We start from the raw sequence: 17,830 nt of genomic DNA, 5'->3' as shown, positions 1-17,830 counted from the left end.
TCGAGGAGCCGGACCGTGCCCGAAACCCTTCCGTCCGAAGCGATCCAGCGCGCCGCTCTGGCCATGGCCCGCACCCTCGGCCCCTGGGTCGCGGACCACGCCCCCGAACCGGGCGATCCGCAGTCGTGGGTGGCTCAGGCGCAGCGGGAGGACAAGCTCAACGGCCGCCCAGTCCGGAGGTACAGCCTCGGTGATCCCCGCTTCCTGCTGCGCCTTTTGATCCAGGAGTGGAAGCAGTTCGATCACCGGATCACTCCCCTGCACAGCAGCTACGCGCGCGAGCTGACGCATTCCCTCAACGTCTGCGCTCACGAGCCGCTGACGATCACGGCTGCGGACGCCGAGCGCGCCGTCGACACCATGCGCCTGCTGCTGGAGAGCCTCGGCCTGGCGGCGCCCGCCGCCGAGGAGACCGGTGCTTCCGCGGTGGAGAAGACGCTCGCGGACGCCGGGGCGCACGAGCCCGCCGCAGACGTTCCGGATCAGATCAGCGGCCGGGCGATCGAGGCGGAGTCGCCGCAGGACGCGCTCGAGGGTGTCCCCGCCGACCGGGACGACCTGCCGCCCGGCACCCGCGCGACGACCGTCACGTCCGGGCCCCTGGCCGTCACCGTCCTGTTCCGCGAGGCCGTCAACTACGCCCTGGTCAACAACGGGGTCAGCCCGCTGCTCGAGGTGCGGGTCCGCAACACCGACCGGGCGGCGCCTCACGCGCTCGAGCAGCTGGTCCTCGTCCTCGACGACTCCTCCGAGGAGCTGGCGACCCCGCGCCGCTTCGACCCCCTGACGGTCGGTCCGGGAGGCGAGGTCCTGCTCGACGGCACGGACGTCGCCTGGCCGCTGGACCACACCGCCTTCGCGGCCCTCGACGAGGCGCGGACCGTGTCGCTGCGGATCAACGCCACCGTCGACGGCGCGGTGGCCACCGGGACCACGAGCGTGCGGCTGCTGGCCCGGGACGAGTGGTACGCCCGCTCGATCCCCGAACTGCTGGCGGCCTTCATCACGCCCAATGCCCCGGCTGTCCGGCAGATCCTCGACCGCGCCGCCGACCTGCTGAAGGAGCGCACCGGCGATTCCTCGCTGGACGGCTACCAGAGCGGATCCGAACGAGCCGTGGAGATCGGCCGGGCGGTCTACGACGCCCTCGCCTCCTTCGGCATCCGCTACACCGAGCCCCCGGCGTCCTTCGAGTCCACGGGGCAGAAGATCCGCCCCGTGGACCGGATGCTCTCCGAGCGATGGGGTACGTGTCTCGACCTGACGGTCGCCTACGCCGCGGCGCTCGAGCAGGCCGGCCTGAACCCCGTCGTCGTCCGAGTCCCGGGCCACGCCTTCGCCGGGTTCCTCACCGCCGAGGCGCAGCTTCCGGAGCTGGCGCTCGGCGACCGCGGTCTCCTCCAGAACTTCGTCCGCGGCGGCCTCCTGCTGCCCGTCGAGACCACGGCTCTGGTCGAGGGCAAGGACGTCGGCTTCGACGACGCCCGGCAGGCCACTGCCCGGCACTGGGGTTCCGACGGCGAAGTGCTGCACGTGCTCGACGTCGCCGCCGCGCACCGCCGCATCCGTCCGCTGCCCCGTGTGCTGGTGGAGGGTGACACCGTCGTCATCGAGGTCGAGAAGGCTCCCGAGGCTCTCCTCCCCGGGACCGGTTCCGGACGCCGCTCGGCCAGTGGGAGCGGCGCCGCCGTCGACCGCACCGTGTACCCGGCCCGGGTGGCGCGGTGGCGCTCCGCGCTGCTGGACCTGACCATGCGCAACCCGCTGCTGAAGCTGAAGAGGACCGGCTCGGTGTCCTTCGTCGTGCCCGAGCGGGCCCTGCCCGACCTCGAGGACATCCTCGCCAGCGGGCAACGGCTGCGGTTGCGTCCCGCCGACGACCTGTCCGAGATCGACAACGCCCAGGGCCGGCACTCCGCCGCACAGCTTCCGGAAGAGGTGCTCGAAGCGGTGCTGCGCAACGAGCTGGTCGTGCACACCGACCACACCGCGGCACGGCACGAGGGGACGCTGGACGGACTGCGCCGCAAGGCCAAGGTCGTCCTGGAGGAGACCGGCGCCAACAACCTGTTCGTGACCATCGGGGCCCTGTCCTGGAAGGACCGGGCGGGCAAGGAAGGCCTCGCCCCGCTCTTCCTCCTTCCCGTCACCCTCACCGGCCGGAAGAACCAGCCGTTCCACGTCCAGGTCGAGGACGGCGCGGAGGCCCGGCCCAACTACTGCCTCATCGAGAAACTCCAACAGGACTACGGCCTCGAGATCCCCGTGCTCGCCGAGCCCCCGGCCGACGACAGCGGCATGGACGTCGCCCACGTCTTCGAGGAGCTCCGGCGGACCCTGGCTTTGCACGGCCTGCCGTTCACCGTGGAGCCGGTCGTCCGGCTGGCCATGCTGCAGTTCTCGACGCTCGAGATGTGGCGGGACCTCTCGGAGAACTGGGAGTCCTTCCTGGACAACCCCCTGGTCGGGCACCTCGTGAACACCCCCACGGAACCCTTCGACGACCCGGTCGAGGCTCCGGAGACCGATGAGCACGACGAAGCACGCCGCCACCTGCCCGTCCCCACCGACGGCTCGCAGCTGAAGGCTGTCGCCTGGGCCACGGCCGGGCGCACCTTCGTGCTCGAGGGCCCTCCGGGCACCGGCAAGTCGCAGACGATCACCAACATGATCGCGGACAGCCTCGCCGCAGGACGCAAGGTGCTGTTCGTCGCGGAGAAGCAGGCCGCGCTGCAGGTCGTACGGGGGCGGCTCGAGAAGGTCGGTCTCGGACCTCTGACCCTCGAGCTGCACGGGAGACAGCAGAGCATCAAGAGCGTGCGGAGCCAGCTCGTGGACTCGTGGGACGCCCGGGTCCGCACACCGTCGTCGGCGTTCGGCGTCCTCCGGGACCAGCACGCCGCCGCCGTCGCGGACCTCGCCCGCTATCCGCACGCCCTGCACCGGCCCACCCGGGGCCGCAGCGTCTGGGAGGCCCACCAGAACGTCCTCGCACTCACCGGTTCCGCAACGGGCACGGAGTTGCGGGAGGACATCGTCGTCCCCGGCACGCTGGTGGCCGATCCCGAGCGCGCGGAGACGGTGTTCCGCACCGCGAGCGCCCTCGAGCAGCTGCTCCCCGACCTCGGGCACGCCCCGGACCAGGACGAGTGGTCGCTGGCCGGTCCGGAGCAGACGTCGGACGACGAGCACGGCGGCCCGGTGCTCCAGCCGGTCCAGCAGCTCCTTGCCGCGCTGCACGGCCTCGACGAACGCGTCGCCGCGCTGCTGCGCACGACCGATGAGGTCGAGCACTGGCGGACCCTCGCCGCCTGGCTCCGGGACGTCGACGCGAACCGCGCGATGCCCCCGGCCCACTACCGCGAGGTGTTCACCGTGACGTGGCACCAGGAGCTGCGCCGGGCCCTCGACGACATCCGGCAGGTGCTCGCCCGGCACGAGACGCTCCTGCGGTCGCTGCACCCGGCCGCCTTCACCGCCGACCTCGACGCCCACCGGCAGGCCCTGGCCGAAGCCCAGGGCAAGCTCTTCGGAAAGCGGAAGGCCGTGCAAGCGGTCATCGACGGTCTGCGCCCCCTCGTCGTCTCGGCCGACACGAGTTGCTTGGAAGACCCTTCGACCTTTCTGGACGCCCTCCACGCCGTACAGCATGACGAACAGGGCCTCCGGTACCGCACCGGAACCCTGTTGCCCGCCGGCCTCCAGTGGTCGCTGACCGCGCCCGACCCGCTCTCGGTACCGGCCTCCGTCCTGGCTTTCGCCGAAGCACTGGAGCCCGTCCTGGACGCGTTCCCGGACCAGGACGATGCCCTCAGCGCACTGTTCACCACAACGAGTGGTTCCACCACCGGCCGTGCCACCACCCGGATCGGGCTCGGCCCGACGACAGCCGCCTTCGTGGAGGCGTGGTCGTCGACCGTGGAGTTCCTGGGCGCCACGGAGGCCTCCGTCGCCCGGTGGCGCAAAGACTCCTCCGTCCTCGACCGACTCGCGGCGACGGCATCCGTGTGGCAGGACCAGGTCGACCGGCAGCGCGACCGGCGGCTGCGGAGCTACCGCGCCGTGGAATCACTGCTCCAGGAGCTGGAGCACGCCGGCTTCGGCAGCCTGGCTCGCGACCTGCGGGCGGGCACGATGCCGGTCACCGGCCTCACCGAGCGGCTCCAGCGTGCCGTGGCGCACGAGGTGCGGTCGGACACGCTCGAGGAGGCGAACCTGACCTCCTTCGACGCCGCCGCACGCGACCGCCAGGTGGCGAGCTACCTCGACCTCTCCGGACAGGTGCGCCGCCGCCTGCGCTCGGACCTGCCGGCGCAGGTCCTCGCCGCCACCGGCATCAACCGTGAGAAGCTGACGAAGCAGCAGGCGGAGTTCAACCGCCTCATCCACCAGAAGCGCGGCGGGTCCATCCGGGAGATCATGGAGAAGACCGGGCCCGTCCTGCTGGACCTCACCCCGTGCCTGCTCATGAGTCCGCACTCGGTGTCGAAGTACCTGCCGGTCGGGGCCGTGGACTTCGACGTCGTGGTCTTCGACGAGGCCTCCCAGATCCGGGTGGCCGACGCCATCGGGGCCATGGGCCGGTCGAAGGCCGTCGTCGTGGTGGGCGACTCCCAGCAGATGCCGCCCAGCTCGATGTTCGCGGCCACCGCCGGCGACGACGACCTCGACAGCCCCGGGGAGGACGGGCTGACCGTCGCCGATCAGGACTCCATCCTCACCGAGGCCGTCGACTCCAACGTGCAGAGCCTCGGCCTGACGTGGCACTACCGCAGCCAGGACGAGTCCCTCATTGCCTTCTCCAACCGACGCTACTACCGCGGGGAGCTCTCCAGCTTCCCCGCCCCGCCCGAGCCCCGGCCCGGCCTCGGCGTCAGCTGGGAGCGCGTGGACGGCGAGTTCGACGGCGGAGCCGGCGGCACCCGCACCAACGAGGTCGAGGCGCAGCGGATCGTCGAGGAGACCGTGGAACTGCTGCGCGAGGACCCCGATGCCTCGATCGGCGTGGTCACGTTCAACACCCAGCAGCGGGACCTGGTCCTCGACAAGCTCGAGCAGTCCACCGTGCGCGTCGTCCAGAACGCGCTGGTGCGCGCCGAGGACCCGTTGTTCGTGAAGAACCTCGAGAACGTGCAGGGTGACGAGCGCGACGTCGTCTTGTTCTCCCTCGCCTTCTCACGGAACAAGGACACCGGCACGCTCCGGCTCAACTTCGGTCCGCTCACCGCCGCCGGCGGACAGCGGCGGCTCAACGTGGCGATCACCCGTGCCCGCCGCGCCATCCGGATTTTCAGCTCCTTCGGCCCGGAGGACATCGATCTGGCGCGCACCTCCTCAGAGGGTCTGCGCCACCTGCGGGAGTACCTCGTCTTCGCGCGCGAGCACGGGCACGACGACGTCCACCGCCCGACCGGTGAGTCCTGGGACCTGCACCGGCAGGACGTCGCGGCGGCGCTGCGTGCGGCCGGCCTGGAGGTCGCCGAGGACATCGGCATGTCGAACTTCCGGGTGGACCTCGCCGCACGCACATCCCCCGAGCACGAGTGGGTCGGTCTCCTCCTCGACGGCCCGGCCTGGGCCCGGCGCACCATCGTCTCCGACCGGGATGCGCTCCCGACCCAGGTGCTGACCGGCGCCATGGGCTGGCGGCACCTCGAAAGGGTCTGGCTGCCCGCGTGGATCCGTTCCCGCAGCGCTGTGGTCCAGGAGATCGCGGACACCGCGCAGCGAGCCGTCAGGCAGCCCGACGAGCCGCCCGCACAGGACGCCGTCGACGACGGGCAGGAGACCGGGGCCACGCAGGCTCCTTCGGAGTCCGCTGCCGAGCGTGGCGGCGGGCCCGACCGCGAGCCTGTCCTGATCGGTGCTCCGCCCACGGCGCCGGGACCGGACGAGGACCACGTTCTCGTGGCCGGCAACGTGGGAACGGCCTCACGGCAGTCGCAGGCACCCGAGGATCCGGCCGAGATCGAGCCCCTCGGTTCCGTCCGGCCGAGTTCCCCGGCGGAGCAGGATGCGACGGCGGGCTCCTACCAGCCCGCTCCTCACCGGGTCGCAGGGGACCGGGCCGTGCTCGATACCATCACAGCACCGACGAACAAGCAGCTGGTGCGGGAGCACCTCGAGGAGATCGTCGCCGCGGAGGGACCGATCGAGGCGCAGCGACTGGCACGTCTGCTCGCCAACCGCTTCGGACTGCAGCGGGTACAGGCTCAGCGGCAGGAGACCATCCTGGGTTGCCTGCCGAAGAATCGGCGCAGCAGGACGGTGCTCGGCACCTTCTACTGGCCGGAGGGCATGACGCCGGACAACTACACCGGCTACCGCAGGACCCCGGCCGACGGGGAGAAGCGGCGTGTCACCGAGATCGCTCCGCAGGAGATCGGCAACGCGGTGCTCGACGTGCTTCGCTCCGACGGCCCGTCCCCCGTCGTCGACGTGATGCAGGCGCTCAACGACGTCTTCGGGTTCAACCGGACCGGCCGGGAGATCCGGGAGCGTTATCAGCAGGTGCTCGACCTGATGGAGCGTGACGGCCGGCTCGTGCGTCAGGACGAGGTTCTGGTGCTCCCGGGATCGTAGACGGCCGGCGGGCAGCACCTCAGATCCGGTCCGCCTTGTCGTTCTCGATCTGCGCCGTGGCAGGCAGGACCAGGGACGAGGAGGGGCCGTCCAGCACGACCAGCAGCACGCGCAGGTCCGCCCCGGAGAGGTAGGCGCCCACGAGGCGGTGGTTGGAGTCAAGGACCACGAGCGAGCCCTCGGTCCGGTACGCCGGGACGGTCAGCTGGACGGGCCCCGACTCCTCCGCGAGCTCCTGCCGGATGTGCTCGATCTTGGCCTGCCGGTCCTCGGGCCACTGCTTCTCCGCCGCCTGGGCCAGGGTCTGCGGCCGGTGCTGCGGATGGGACCACTCCCCGGGGTTGCCCTCGGGGTCCACGTGCCAGACCGTGTAGAGGTCGCCGAGCTCCTGCCGGGAGGAGATCACCAGGTCCTCGACCCGGGTGTTCCCGTCGTCCAGCGCGCCCCAGTCGAGCCAGGCCCGGATGTCGTCGCCGAACAGGGTCTTGAAATCCGAAACGTCCATGCTGACATCTCAGCAGACTTATGGTCCCACCGCCACAGGCCGCGGCGCACCACCGGGGCACCGGCGACGAGCCGGCCCGGGCGTCAGGCGCTCCCGGCGTTGCCTCCGGCCGTGCGCCGCGCCGCGCCGGGCCGGACGTTGAAGGCCGAGGCCGAGCGGTCGGCGGACTCGGTCGGGAAGACCGTGCGCCCCTCGGCCCACTTGTGCCGGGCGTAGGCGTGCAGCCGGCCGGCGAAGGGCCCGTCCCGCCACTCGAGGTAGGGCATGTCCTGGCTCGCGTCGAGCAGGAAGTAGCTGCTGAAGGCTCGGAGCACCTGCAGTTCGCGCGGCTCCGCCGCGGGCTGCCCGGTCGAGGGCTGGTCGGTCACGGGCTCCTCGGTCGCGGCGGGACCCCCGAGCACCAGGTAGATCGGGGCACCGGGCGGACCGTCGTGGACCCGCACCTCCAGCCGCTCGGCGACCACGGGGTCCAGCTCCCCCAGCGCCCGGAGCTGGTGGACCAGCGTGTCGAAGCTGCGCCGCAGGTCCATGGGCGAGAGCCCGTAGTGGTGGCGGATCTCCCGGAGCCGGGACGCGAGCGCCGGCGACCTCGGGTCGAGGACCAGCAGCCGGACGCGGACCCCGGCGCCGAGCGCCTTGTGGATGGCATCGAGGTCGCCGGCCAGCGTCAGCGGGAAGGTGTCCAGCCACCACAGCTCCTGCCCGGGGCCCACGCCCCGGAGCACGTCGACCACGTCCAGCTCCTCGCGCACCCCCACGAGGCCCAGCCGGTCCTCCCGGGGCGCCGCCGGGGCGGGGGCCGGGGGACGTGGCGGTTCGACGGGCCACGCGCCGCGCCAGCGCGCCAGCGCGGCGTCGAGGAGCAGCCCCACCCCGCCCACGGTGAGCAGGACGGCCCCGGCGTCGAGGAGCGGCCCCGACCACGCCCGTCCGGCGGCCAGCGCGACGACGACGAGCACCGCGCCCAGGCCCAGCAGCACGACCGGTGCCGTGCGGGGACGCCGGCCGGGAGCGGTCGGCGCGGAGGCGCGCCGACCGGGGCCCGTGACCCGGTCCTGGGCGTCGCTGCGGATCTCCAGCACGGGAGCCCCTTTCCTCGAGCGGATCTGCGTCCAGCCTGGCACGGCCCCTTACCAGGGCGTTAGCGCCGCCGGCCACCGGGCATTTTGTGACAGCCGGTGCGCCGCACGGGCCCGGACGCCCGTCCCCACTTGTGCACCACCGCCGCCAGATCATGCGTTTGCATTACTAAACTGGTGCTCGGGGCGCCGGCCGGAGTCCGGTCCGGCCCCCGGGGGATCGATCCCCGTCCTGCAGCAGACCGCTCCGGCCCCGCTGCCCGTCCCGTCCGGAAGGCACCTGCCGTGGCCACGACTCTCCAAGAACGACTGGGCGACCGCCACAACCGCCTCAACGCCCTGCGCCTGGCCCTGGCGTCCCTGGTGGTCCTCGGCCACGCCTGGCCGCTGACCGGTGCGGACGGCCCGAGCCTCGAGGTCCTGTCCGACGTGGCCGTCAACGGATTCTTCATCCTCAGCGGCTACCTCATCGCCGAGAGCAGGGTGCGGACCGGACTGGTGCCGTACCTCTGGCGGCGCCTCCTGCGCATCTACCCGGCCTTCCTGGTGAGCCTGCTCGTGGTGGCCGTGGTCCTCGCGCCGATCGCGGCCGCGGTCGAGGGCACGCGCTTCGACCTCGCCTCCGCCGCCGGCTTCGTGCTGCACAACGCCGATCTGAGGATCTCGCAGTGGGGCATCGACGGGACCCTGACCCGGGTCCCGTCGCCGGACTCCTGGAACGGCTCCCTGTGGACCCTGTTCTACGAGGCGCTGGCCTACGTGCTGATCGGCCTCGTCCTGAGCCTCGCGGTCGCGGCACGGCACGCCCGGTGGGTGCTCCCGGCGCTGTTCCTCCTCGTGCTCGTCCTCCGCCCCCTGGCCGAGGGCCCGCTCGAGGTCACGAGCCACCTCGCTCTGCACGGCGCCCGGCTGGTCGGCTACTTCCTGGCGGGCGCGGCGGTCTGGGCCTGGGCGGGGAGGTGGCGCCCCACCTGGGTGCACGTGGCGGGCGCCGGCGTCGTCTACGGCGTCCTGACGGACCTGGGCTGGGCGGACCTGTACGGGCAGCTGCCGCTCGCCGTGCTGCTCCTCGGCCTCGGCGCGGCCCGGTCCGAGAACTGGGCCACGCGCACGGATCTCTCCTACGGCGTCTACATCTACGCGTACCCGGTGCAGCAGCTCCTCGTGCTGCTCGGCACGGCGTCGTGGGGCGTCGCCGTCAACTCCCTGCTGGTCCTCCTGCTGACGGCGCCCCTGGCGCTGCTGTCGTGGACCCTCGTCGAGAAGCCCGCCCTGCGGGCCAAGGCGTGGATGGATCCCCGCGACCGGCCCGACCGCCGGGTCCCCTCCTCCGGCGCGGAGGACCCGTCCCCCCGGGCCGTGCCGGCGCACCGCCCGGACTGAGCCGGCCGGGCCGACGGCTCCTCGCGCCGTCACCGCCCCGGGGCCCGGACGGCCCGCACCCCGGGGCGAGCCGCCTTGTCCGGCACCCGGACGGTGCCTAGCGTGAGGGGCAAGCACCCGTGACGCCGCCGCCCCGACCCGTCAGGAGCACCCATGGACACCCCGGTGATCGAGGCCCGCGGGCTCGTCAAGACCTTCGGCCCCACCGCGGCCCTGGACGGCTTCGACCTCACCGTGGCCCCGGGGCAGGTCGCGGGCTTCCTGGGCCCCAACGGCTCGGGGAAGTCCACGGCGATCCGGGTGCTCCTGGGTCTGCTCCGGGCGGACGCGGGGACGGCCACGGTCCTGGGCCTCGACGCCTGGCGGGACGCCGTGGAGATCCACCGCCGCACCGCCTACGTCCCCGGGGACACGAGCCTGTGGCCGAACCTGACCGGGGGCGAGATCGTGGACCTGCTCACCGGCATCCGCGGCGGACGACGACGGCGCCGCCGCCGCGACGAGCTCGTCGAGCGCTTCGAGCTCGACCCCACGAAGAAGGCGCGCAGCTACTCCAAGGGCAACCGGCAGAAGGTGGCGCTGGTGGCCGCCCTGAGCGCCGAGGCCGAGCTGTACGTCCTGGACGAACCGACCTCCGGGCTGGACCCGCTGATGGAGGCCGTGTTCACCGACGAGGTGCGCCGGCTGAGCGGGCAGGGCAGCACGGTCCTGCTCTCGAGCCACATCCTGGCGGAGGTCGAGAAGCTGTGCGACACCGTCACCATCATCCGCGCCGGCCGGGACGTGGAGAGCGGCACCCTCGCCCAGCTGCGCCACCTCACCCGCTCCGCCGTCACGGCCACGACGTCCGCCGACCCCGGCGCGCTGGCCGGGCTGCCCGGCGTGCACCACCTCGTGCACGACAGCGGGCGGCTGGGCTTCGACGTCGACGACGCCCGGGTCCCCGAGGTCCTCCGGGCGCTCGCCGACCTGGGCGTGCAGAACCTGACCGTCACTCCCCCCTCGCTCGAGGAGCTCTTCCTGCGCCACTACGGCGACCGCCCGGCCGGGCCCGCCGACCGGGAGGGGACCCCGCACGGCGCCGGCCGGGACGCGGGGGCGCCCCGATGAGGACCGCCGAGCCGTGGGCCGCGACCGGCCGCCTCTTCCGGCTCAACCTGCGCCTGGACCGGGTGCGGATCCTCGTGTGGGTGCTCGCGCTCACCGGGACCGTGTACGCCACGGTGCTCGCCCTCGAGGAGACGTTCCCGGACGGCGAGGCCCGCCAGGCCCGGGCGGCCCTGCTGGACAACCCCTCCGCCGTGATGATGACCGGCCCGGCCTTCGGCGCGGACGACTACACGCTGGGCGCCATGACGGTCAACGAGCTGAGCCTGTCGGTGCTCGTGGCCACCGCCATCATGAGCATCCTGCTCGCGAGCCGGCACGTGCGGGCCGAGGAGGAGTCCGGGCGGCTCGAGGTCGTCCGCGCGCTGCCGGTGGGCCGCTTCGCCCCGGCCGCGGCCGCCCTCGGGGCGGTCGCCGTGGCGGACGCGGCCGTCGGCGCCGGGATCACGGCGGGTCTCTTCGCGGCGGGGCTGGGCGGCGCGGACGCGGTGGCCTGGGGACTGGCCACCGCGCTCACGGGCCTGGTCTTCGGGTCCGTGGCCGCCGTGACCGCCCAGCTCACCGAGCACGCGCGGGCCGCCTCCGGCGCGGCGATGGCCGTGCTGGGCGCGGCCTTCCTGGTGCGCGGGATCGGGGACGTCATCGAGCCCACCGGCTCGTGGCTGTCCTGGTTCTCGCCCGTCGCGTGGGCCCAGCAGACCCGGCTCTACGTGGACCTGCGGTGGTGGCCGCTGGCGCTGTCGGCGGCGCTGACGGGCGTGCTGCTGGGCGCGGCCGTGCTCCTGGCCCAGCGGCGTGACCTGGGCGCCGGGCTGCGGCGGGGACGCCCCGGCCCGGCGACGGCCGCGGCGTCCCTGCTCTCCGCGACCGGGCTGGCGCGCCGCCTGCTGCGCGGCACGTTCCTCGGGTGGACCGCGGGTCTCGTCCTCTTCGGGCTGGCCTTCGGCTCCCTGGCCGACTCCCTGGAGGACAGCATCGCGGACATCCCGTCGATCACCGAGTGGCTCGTGGTGGACCTCGACGCCCTCACCGAGTCCTTCGCCGCCGCGATGCTGTCCTACCTCGCGCTCGGGGTGGTCGCGTTCGCCGTCTCGGCCGTGCTGCGGCTGCGTGCGGAGGAGGAGTCCGGCCGCACGGCGCTCACCCTGACGACGGGCCTTCCCCGGACGCGCTGGGCCCTCGGCTGGCTCGCCGTCGTCGTCGTGCAGTCCCTCCTGGCCCTGCTGCTGGCCGGGGCGGCGCTGGGGGCGGGGGTCACCGCGACCACCGGCGACCTGCGCTGGACCGGTGAGCTCGCCCTGGCGGCCCTGGCGTACTTCCCGGCCGTGCTCGTGACCGCCGGGCTCACGGCCGCCCTGGTGGGTCTCGCCCCGCGGGCCGCCGCCCTGAGCTGGGCCGTGGTCGCGCACATCGTGTTCGTCGCGTGGTTCGGCCTGCTCCTGGACCTGCCCGGATGGGCGATGGACCTCTCCCCCGTCCAGCTGACACCGCTCGTGCCGTCCGAGGACTGGGCGGCCGCGCCCCTGCTCGGCCTGGCCGCGCTCGGGGTCGCGCTGCTGGCCGCGGCCGCCGCCGGCTTCCGCCGCCGGGACCTGCTCGCCTGAGGGCCCCGCAGGTGGCGCACACCACGATTGTCCGTAGACTGGCACACCAGGTGAGCCGGGAAGTCTGGTCGGCACGAGAGATCCGCTGCCCGAAAACGGAGGAACCACGTGTCCAGCCATGACCCCACGGTCCGCCCCGAGGACCAGCCCGAGAACCGCCCCCCGGAGGACCACAGCCACGACACGCTGCGCCGCGGCAGCTACCGCGAGGTGCTGCGCGTCGGCGAGATCCTCCGGAAGGAGACCATCGGCGGCCTGCTGCTCGTGGTGGCCGCCGCCATTGCGATCGTCTGGGCCAACTCGCCCTTCGCCGACAGCTACTTCGCCCTGCGCGACCTCGAGGTCGGCTACGAGCCCTGGCACCTGAGGCTCAGCCTCGGCAAGTGGGCCGCCGACGGCCTGCTCGCGATCTTCTTCTTCCTGGTGGGCCTCGAGCTCAAGCGCGAGTTCGTGGCCGGCGACCTGCGGGAGTTCCGCAAGTCCGTGGTGCCGATCACCGCGGCGATCGGCGGCGTCGTGGTGCCGGCCGCGATCTACGCCGCGATCAACTTCTCGGACCCCGAGACCTCCGGCGGCTGGGCCATCCCCACCGCCACCGACATCGCCTTCGCCGTGGCGGTGCTCGCCATCATCGGCTCGCACCTGCCCGCCGCGCTGCGGCTGTTCCTGCTGACCCTCGCCGTGGTCGACGACCTGCTGGCGATCACGATCATCGCCGTCTTCTACTCGGAGGACGTCTCGTTCCAGCCGCTGCTGCTGGCCCTGATCCCCTTCGCCCTCTACCTCTTCCTCGCCCAGAAGTACCGCCGGTTCTTCGGCCTCAAGGCCCCGGCCGCCTGGCTGATCCTGCTGCCGCTCGGCATCGTGGTCTGGGCCCTGGTGCACGAGGCCGGCATCCACGCGACCGTGGCCGGCGTGCTGCTGGGCTTCGCCGTGCCCGTGATCCGCAGCCAGGCCAGCGGCGGGCCGGAGGCAGGGCCCGGTCTCGCCGAGATCTTCGAGCACCGCTTCCGCCCGCTCTCCGCCGGCTTCGCGGTGCCGGTCTTCGCGTTCTTCTCCGCCGGGGTGGCCGTGGGCGGCTGGGAAGGCCTGACCTCCGCGCTCACCGCCCCGGTGACGCTGGGCATCGTCCTCGGCCTGGTGCTGGGCAAGCCGATCGGCATCGTCGGCGCCACGTGGCTGATCACCAAGGTCACGCACGCCCGGCTGGACCCGACCTTCCAGTGGATCGACCTCGTGGGCGTCGCCCTCCTGGCCGGCATCGGCTTCACCGTCTCACTGCTCATCGCGGAGCTCAGCTTCACCCCGGGCAGCCTGCCGGGCGACCAGGCCAAGGTGGCCATCCTCACCGCGTCCGTGCTGGCGGCGGCGGTGGCCTCGGTGCTGCTGCGGGCCCGCAACAAGCGCTACCGGATGATCGAGAAGCTCGAGTCCGTGGACGCCGACCACGACGGCATCCCGGACGTCTACGAGGAGGACGAGGAGGTCCGGGGAGAAGGCCGCCGCTGACCGGCCCCGCGCCCACGGACCGGAGGACCCCCGTCCGGAGCACCGGACGGGGGTCCTCTCGCGCGCCGGGGCGCCGTCAGCCGGCGAACAGCTTCAGGGCCTCCCGGTTGAACGCTTCGAGGTCACCGGGGTTGCGGGAGGTGACGAGCCGGCCGTCGACCACGACCTCCTCGTCCACCCAGTCCGCCCCGGCGTTCTTCAGGTCGGTGGCCAGCGAGTTGTAGGACGTGAGCCGCTTGCCCTGCGCGAGCCCGGCCTCGATGAGGATCCAGGGGGCGTGGCAGATGGCGGCGATCGGCTTGCCCGCGGCGTCGAACTCCCGGACCAGGCGCAGGGCGTCCTGGTCCACGCGCACGTTGTCCGCGTTGAGGGTGCCCCCGGGCAGGACCAGCGCGTCGAAGTCCTCGGCCTTCGCCGCGGCGAGGGTGCCGTCCACGTCGTAGCTGCCGGCACGGTCCCAGTCCCCCTGCATCGCGGTGATGCTGCCCTGCTCCGCGGACAGCAGCACGGGCGTGCCGCCGGCCTCCTGGACGGCCTTCCAGGGCTCGGTGAGCTCGGGCTCCTCGACGCCGTTCGTGGCGATGAACGCGATCTTCTTGCCGGTGATGTCGGTGGTCATGGACTGCCTCCTGGATCGGTGGATCGGTGCTGGGATGTCTGCTGATACGGCTGAGTGCGGGGCTCCGCGCCGCGGCGGCTACTGCGCCCCGATGTCGCCGAGGACGTCGAGCGCGGCACGGAGCCGGACGCCGGCGTCGTCGGCGACCTCCTGCACGGCGGGGGTGCCGCTGAGCTGGGGCTCGGCGGCGAGGGCCTTGCTGGCCAGCCCGGGGTTGCAGGCGCCCAGGATCACGTAGTCGCCCACCTCCTCGGCGGCCTCGGCGCCGAGCTTCTGCTCGAACGTGCCGCGCACGTCGATCTCGGTGAGGATGCCGAAGCCCTGCTCGGACAGCGCGGCCCGCGTCCGCTCGACCGCCTCGGCGTAGGGCAGCGGGACGACGACGGCGTTGGTGTAGCTCATGCTGGCGCTCCTTCTCGGTCCGGGTTCGTGCTTCGCGGTTCCACTGTTGGCACGCGGGGCCCGGAAAGGGAAGGGCCCGGCGGCCGGGTTCTCGCTGGGCGATACGGGGAGCGGGATTCGATACCCCTGGGGGTAGTTGAATACCCCAGGGGGTATCTGCCACACTCGGAGGGAACGCCCGGCGCACCGGCCGGCACCCCTCCACGCCCCGACCACCCCGCCCCGGCGGGGAAGCAAAGGACACGCACCATGACCGTCACCCTCGTGCTGACCCTGCTGCTGTCGGTGCTGATCGGGCTCTCGCTCGGCCTGCTCGGCGGGGGCGGGTCCATCCTGACCGTGCCGATCCTCACCTACGTCGCGGGCCTGGATCCCAAGGAGGCCATCGCGGCCTCGCTGTTCGTGGTCGGGGTGACCTCGGCCGTGAGCGCCGTCAACCACGCCCGCAACGGGCGGGTGAAGTGGCGCACCGGCCTGGTCTTCGGCGTCGCCGGCATGGCCGGGGCCTTCCTGGGCGGGCTGGCCGGGGGGTACATCCCGGGCACCGTGCTGATGATCGCCTTCGCCCTGATGATGGTCGCGACCTCCCTGGCCAAGATCCGCGGCCGCAGGAACGGGCCCGCGACGGCCCACGACGGGGAGCTGCCGGTTCTCAAGGTCGTCGCCGAGGGCCTGGTCGTGGGCCTGGTCACCGGCCTGGTCGGGGCCGGCGGCGGGTTCCTCGTCGTCCCGGCCCTGGCCCTGCTGGGCGGGCTGTCCATGCCCGTGGCCGTGGGCACCTCCCTGGTGGTCATCGCGATGAAGTCCTTCGCCGGGCTCGCCGGCTACCTCACCACGGTCTCCCTGGACTGGGCCCTGGTGGGTGCGGTGACCGTCGCCGCGGTCGCCGGCTCGTTCGCCGGGGCGCGCCTGGCCGGGCGGATCCCGGAGGCGGCCCTGCGCAAGGGCTTCGGGATCTTCGTCCTGGTCATGGGTGTCTTCGTCCTGGTCCAGGAGCTGCCCGGCGCGGCCGGGATCGCCGTGGGCGTCACCGCCGCGGCCGCCGGCGTGGCCGCGGCCGTCTGCTGGTTCGCCGTGCCGAAGTGCCCGCTGCGCGCCCCCCTCGCTGCCTGACCCCACAACCCACCACGTCCCCACATCCACACCGACAAGGAGGCCCCCATGGCCACTCTTGACATCACCGAAGCCGACTTCGCCCCCACCATCGAGAACAACGACATCGTCCTCGTGGACTTCTGGGCGAGCTGGTGCGGGCCCTGCCGGATGTTCGCCCCGACCTACGAGGCGGCCTCGGCCAAGCACCCGGACGTCGTCTTCGCCAAGGTCGACACCGAGGCCGAGCAGCGGCTCTCCGCCGCGGCCGGCATCAGCTCCATCCCCACCCTGATGGCCTTCCGCGAGGGCGTGCTCGTGTTCTCCCAGCCCGGGGCGCTGCCCGCCACCGGGCTCGAGCAGGTCATCACCGCCGTCAAGGACCTCGACATGGCCGAGGTCCACGCCGAGCTCGCCCGGCAGCAGGCCGGGCAGCAGGCCTGAGCCGCCCCCCTTGAACCAGCATACCCCTGGGGGTATGTTGGGGGCGGGGTCGCCCCCCGTCCCCTCGTTCCACCACCCGCTACAGGAGGAGAACCATGGACGTCACCGTCATCGACACCCCGCAGCTCGGGGACCGCAGCTACCTCGTGCACGACGGCACGGTCGCCCTGGTCATCGACGCCCAGCGCGACATCGACCGCGTCGAGACCGCCGTGGCGCAGGCCGGGGTGAAGGTCACCCACGTGGCCGAGACGCACATCCACAACGACTACCTGACCGGCGGCTACCTCTACGCCCGCAAGCACGGGGCCGCCTACCTCGTCAACGCCGCCGACGAGGTCTCCTTCGAGCGCACCCCGATCGCCGACGGCGAGACCGTCCGCGTCGGGGAACTCACCGTGAAGGCCGTGGCCACCCCCGGCCACACCCACCACCACCTCTCCTTCGTGGTGACCCACGGCGAGGAGCAGGCCGTGTTCTCCGGCGGCAGCGTCCTCTACGGCTCCGTGGGCCGCACCGACCTGCTGGGCCGCGAGCACATGGTGGGCCTGACCCACGACCAGTACGCCTCCGCCCGCCGCCTCGCGTCCGAGGCCCAGGAGCAGGCCGCCCTGTACCCCACCCACGGCTTCGGCTCCTTCTGCTCCTCCGGCCCCGCCACCGGGGCGGAGGAGTCCACCCTGGGCGAGCAGATCCGGACGAACCACGTCTACACCGATCCGGACGAGGAGCACTTCGTCGAGGAGCTGATCGCCAACCTCACCGCCTACCCGAACTACTACGTGCACATGGGCCCGGCCAACGCCGCCGGCCCCACCGAGCCGGACCTGTCCGTGCCCGACTCGCTCGCGCCGGAGGAGCTGCGGTCCCGTCTCGAGGCCGGGGAGTGGGTGGTGGACCTGCGCCACCGGGTGGCGTATTCCTCCGACCACCTCAAGGGCACGATCAGCTTCGAGTACGGCGACGGCTCGAGCTTCACCGCGTTCCTGGGCTGGATCTTCCCCTACGACCGGCAGCTGACCCTCGTGGGCTCGCGTGCGGACGTCGAGAACGCGATCCGCGACCTCTCCCGGATCGGCATCGACTCCCCCGACGCCGCCCTGGGCGAGGACCCGGCGAAGCTCGCCCCCGGGGCGACCGTCTCCTCCTACCCGCGCGTCGACTGGACGGGCATGCTCGAGCAGCGCCCCGAGGACGAGACCGTCCTGGACGTGCGCCGGGTGGACGAGTACGAGGACTCGCACATCGCCGGTGCGGTCAACATCCCGCTGCACGAGCTGCTGCCCCGGATGGACGAGGTCCCCGCGGGCCGGCTGTGGGTGCACTGCGGCTCCGGCTACCGCTCCGGGGTGGCCGCCTCCCTGCTCGAGCGCGCCGGCAAGGACCCGGTGCACATCGACGCCCTGTTCGCCGACGCGGAGGAGGCCGGCGTCCCGCTCGAGAGCTGACGCCGGCGCGGGGCCGGGTCCGCGCACCCGGCCCCGCGGCCCCTTCCCGCAGCCGC

General features: G+C 72.9%; 12 protein-coding genes. 8 read left to right on the top strand and 4 right to left on the bottom strand.

The window, feature by feature from the left end; translation table 11 throughout:
• Positions 1–15 precede the first annotated feature (15 nt).
• Positions 16–6,582 (top strand): DUF3320 domain-containing protein, encoded by a 6,567-nt coding sequence (locus AVL61_RS08615; protein WP_058873944.1) that lies wholly within the window; start codon positions 16–18, stop codon positions 6,580–6,582.
• Between the two features lie 19 nt (positions 6,583–6,601).
• Here the strand turns inward: AVL61_RS08615 and AVL61_RS08610 are convergent, their stop codons facing one another.
• Positions 6,602–7,087 (bottom strand): hypothetical protein, encoded by a 486-nt coding sequence (locus AVL61_RS08610; protein ID WP_058873943.1) that lies wholly within the window; start codon positions 7,085–7,087, stop codon positions 6,602–6,604.
• Between the two features lie 83 nt (positions 7,088–7,170).
• Entirely contained in the window at positions 7,171–8,169 is a 999-nt protein-coding gene (locus AVL61_RS08605; RefSeq protein ID WP_058873942.1) for a hypothetical protein, read from the bottom strand.
• Positions 8,170–8,451: 282 nt separating this feature from the next.
• Here AVL61_RS08605 and AVL61_RS08600 point away from each other — a divergent pair, with 282 nt between their 5' ends.
• The 4 genes from AVL61_RS08600 (at position 8,452) to nhaA (ending at position 13,769) form a co-directional block, all read left to right on the top strand.
• A complete protein-coding gene (locus AVL61_RS08600; protein ID WP_058873941.1) occupies positions 8,452–9,549 on the top strand; it encodes an acyltransferase family protein in 1,098 nt (365 codons plus the stop codon).
• 153 nt (positions 9,550–9,702) lie between these two features.
• A complete protein-coding gene (locus tag AVL61_RS08595; protein WP_058873940.1) occupies positions 9,703–10,659 on the top strand; it encodes an ABC transporter ATP-binding protein in 957 nt (318 codons plus the stop codon).
• Complete coding sequence (locus AVL61_RS08590) at positions 10,656–12,260, top strand: ABC transporter permease (RefSeq protein ID WP_058873939.1); 1,605 nt, start codon at positions 10,656–10,658, stop codon at positions 12,258–12,260. Before AVL61_RS08595 ends, AVL61_RS08590 begins: the two co-directional genes overlap by 4 nt.
• A 186-nt stretch (positions 12,261–12,446) precedes the next feature.
• Positions 12,447–13,769: a Na+/H+ antiporter NhaA gene (gene nhaA / locus AVL61_RS08585; RefSeq protein WP_058873989.1), complete on the top strand. Its 1,323-nt coding sequence runs from the start codon at positions 12,447–12,449 to the stop codon at positions 13,767–13,769.
• 76 nt (positions 13,770–13,845) lie between these two features.
• Here nhaA and AVL61_RS08580 read toward each other — a convergent pair whose 3' ends face one another.
• On the bottom strand, positions 13,846–14,388 hold the full coding sequence (locus AVL61_RS08580) for a type 1 glutamine amidotransferase domain-containing protein (RefSeq protein WP_058873938.1): 543 nt from the start codon (positions 14,386–14,388) through the stop codon (positions 13,846–13,848).
• Between the two features lie 78 nt (positions 14,389–14,466).
• Positions 14,467–14,790 carry a DUF302 domain-containing protein gene (locus AVL61_RS08575; RefSeq protein WP_058873937.1) on the bottom strand — a complete coding sequence of 108 codons (324 nt, stop codon included), beginning with the start codon at positions 14,788–14,790 and terminating at the stop codon, positions 14,467–14,469.
• A gap of 249 nt (positions 14,791–15,039) precedes the next feature.
• Here AVL61_RS08575 and AVL61_RS08570 point away from each other — a divergent pair, with 249 nt between their 5' ends.
• The 3 genes from AVL61_RS08570 to AVL61_RS08560 all read left to right on the top strand — a co-directional run bounded on the left by AVL61_RS08570 (position 15,040) and on the right by AVL61_RS08560 (position 17,774).
• A complete protein-coding gene (locus AVL61_RS08570) occupies positions 15,040–15,903 on the top strand; it encodes a sulfite exporter TauE/SafE family protein (RefSeq protein WP_058873936.1) in 864 nt (287 codons plus the stop codon).
• 48 nt (positions 15,904–15,951) lie between these two features.
• Positions 15,952–16,326 (top strand): thioredoxin, encoded by a 375-nt coding sequence (trxA, locus tag AVL61_RS08565; RefSeq protein WP_058873935.1) that lies wholly within the window; start codon positions 15,952–15,954, stop codon positions 16,324–16,326.
• A 95-nt stretch (positions 16,327–16,421) separates the two neighbouring features.
• Positions 16,422–17,774, top strand: a complete 1,353-nt coding sequence (locus tag AVL61_RS08560; protein ID WP_058873934.1) for an MBL fold metallo-hydrolase — start codon at positions 16,422–16,424, stop codon at positions 17,772–17,774.
• Positions 17,775–17,830 lie beyond the last annotated feature (56 nt).

This window comes from Kocuria rosea subsp. polaris (assembly GCF_001483755.1).
Lineage (GTDB): Bacteria > Actinomycetota > Actinomycetes > Actinomycetales > Micrococcaceae > Kocuria > Kocuria cellulosilytica.
Note: the sequence above shows the minus strand (reverse complement) of the source record. Positions and strands in the feature narration are given on the sequence as shown.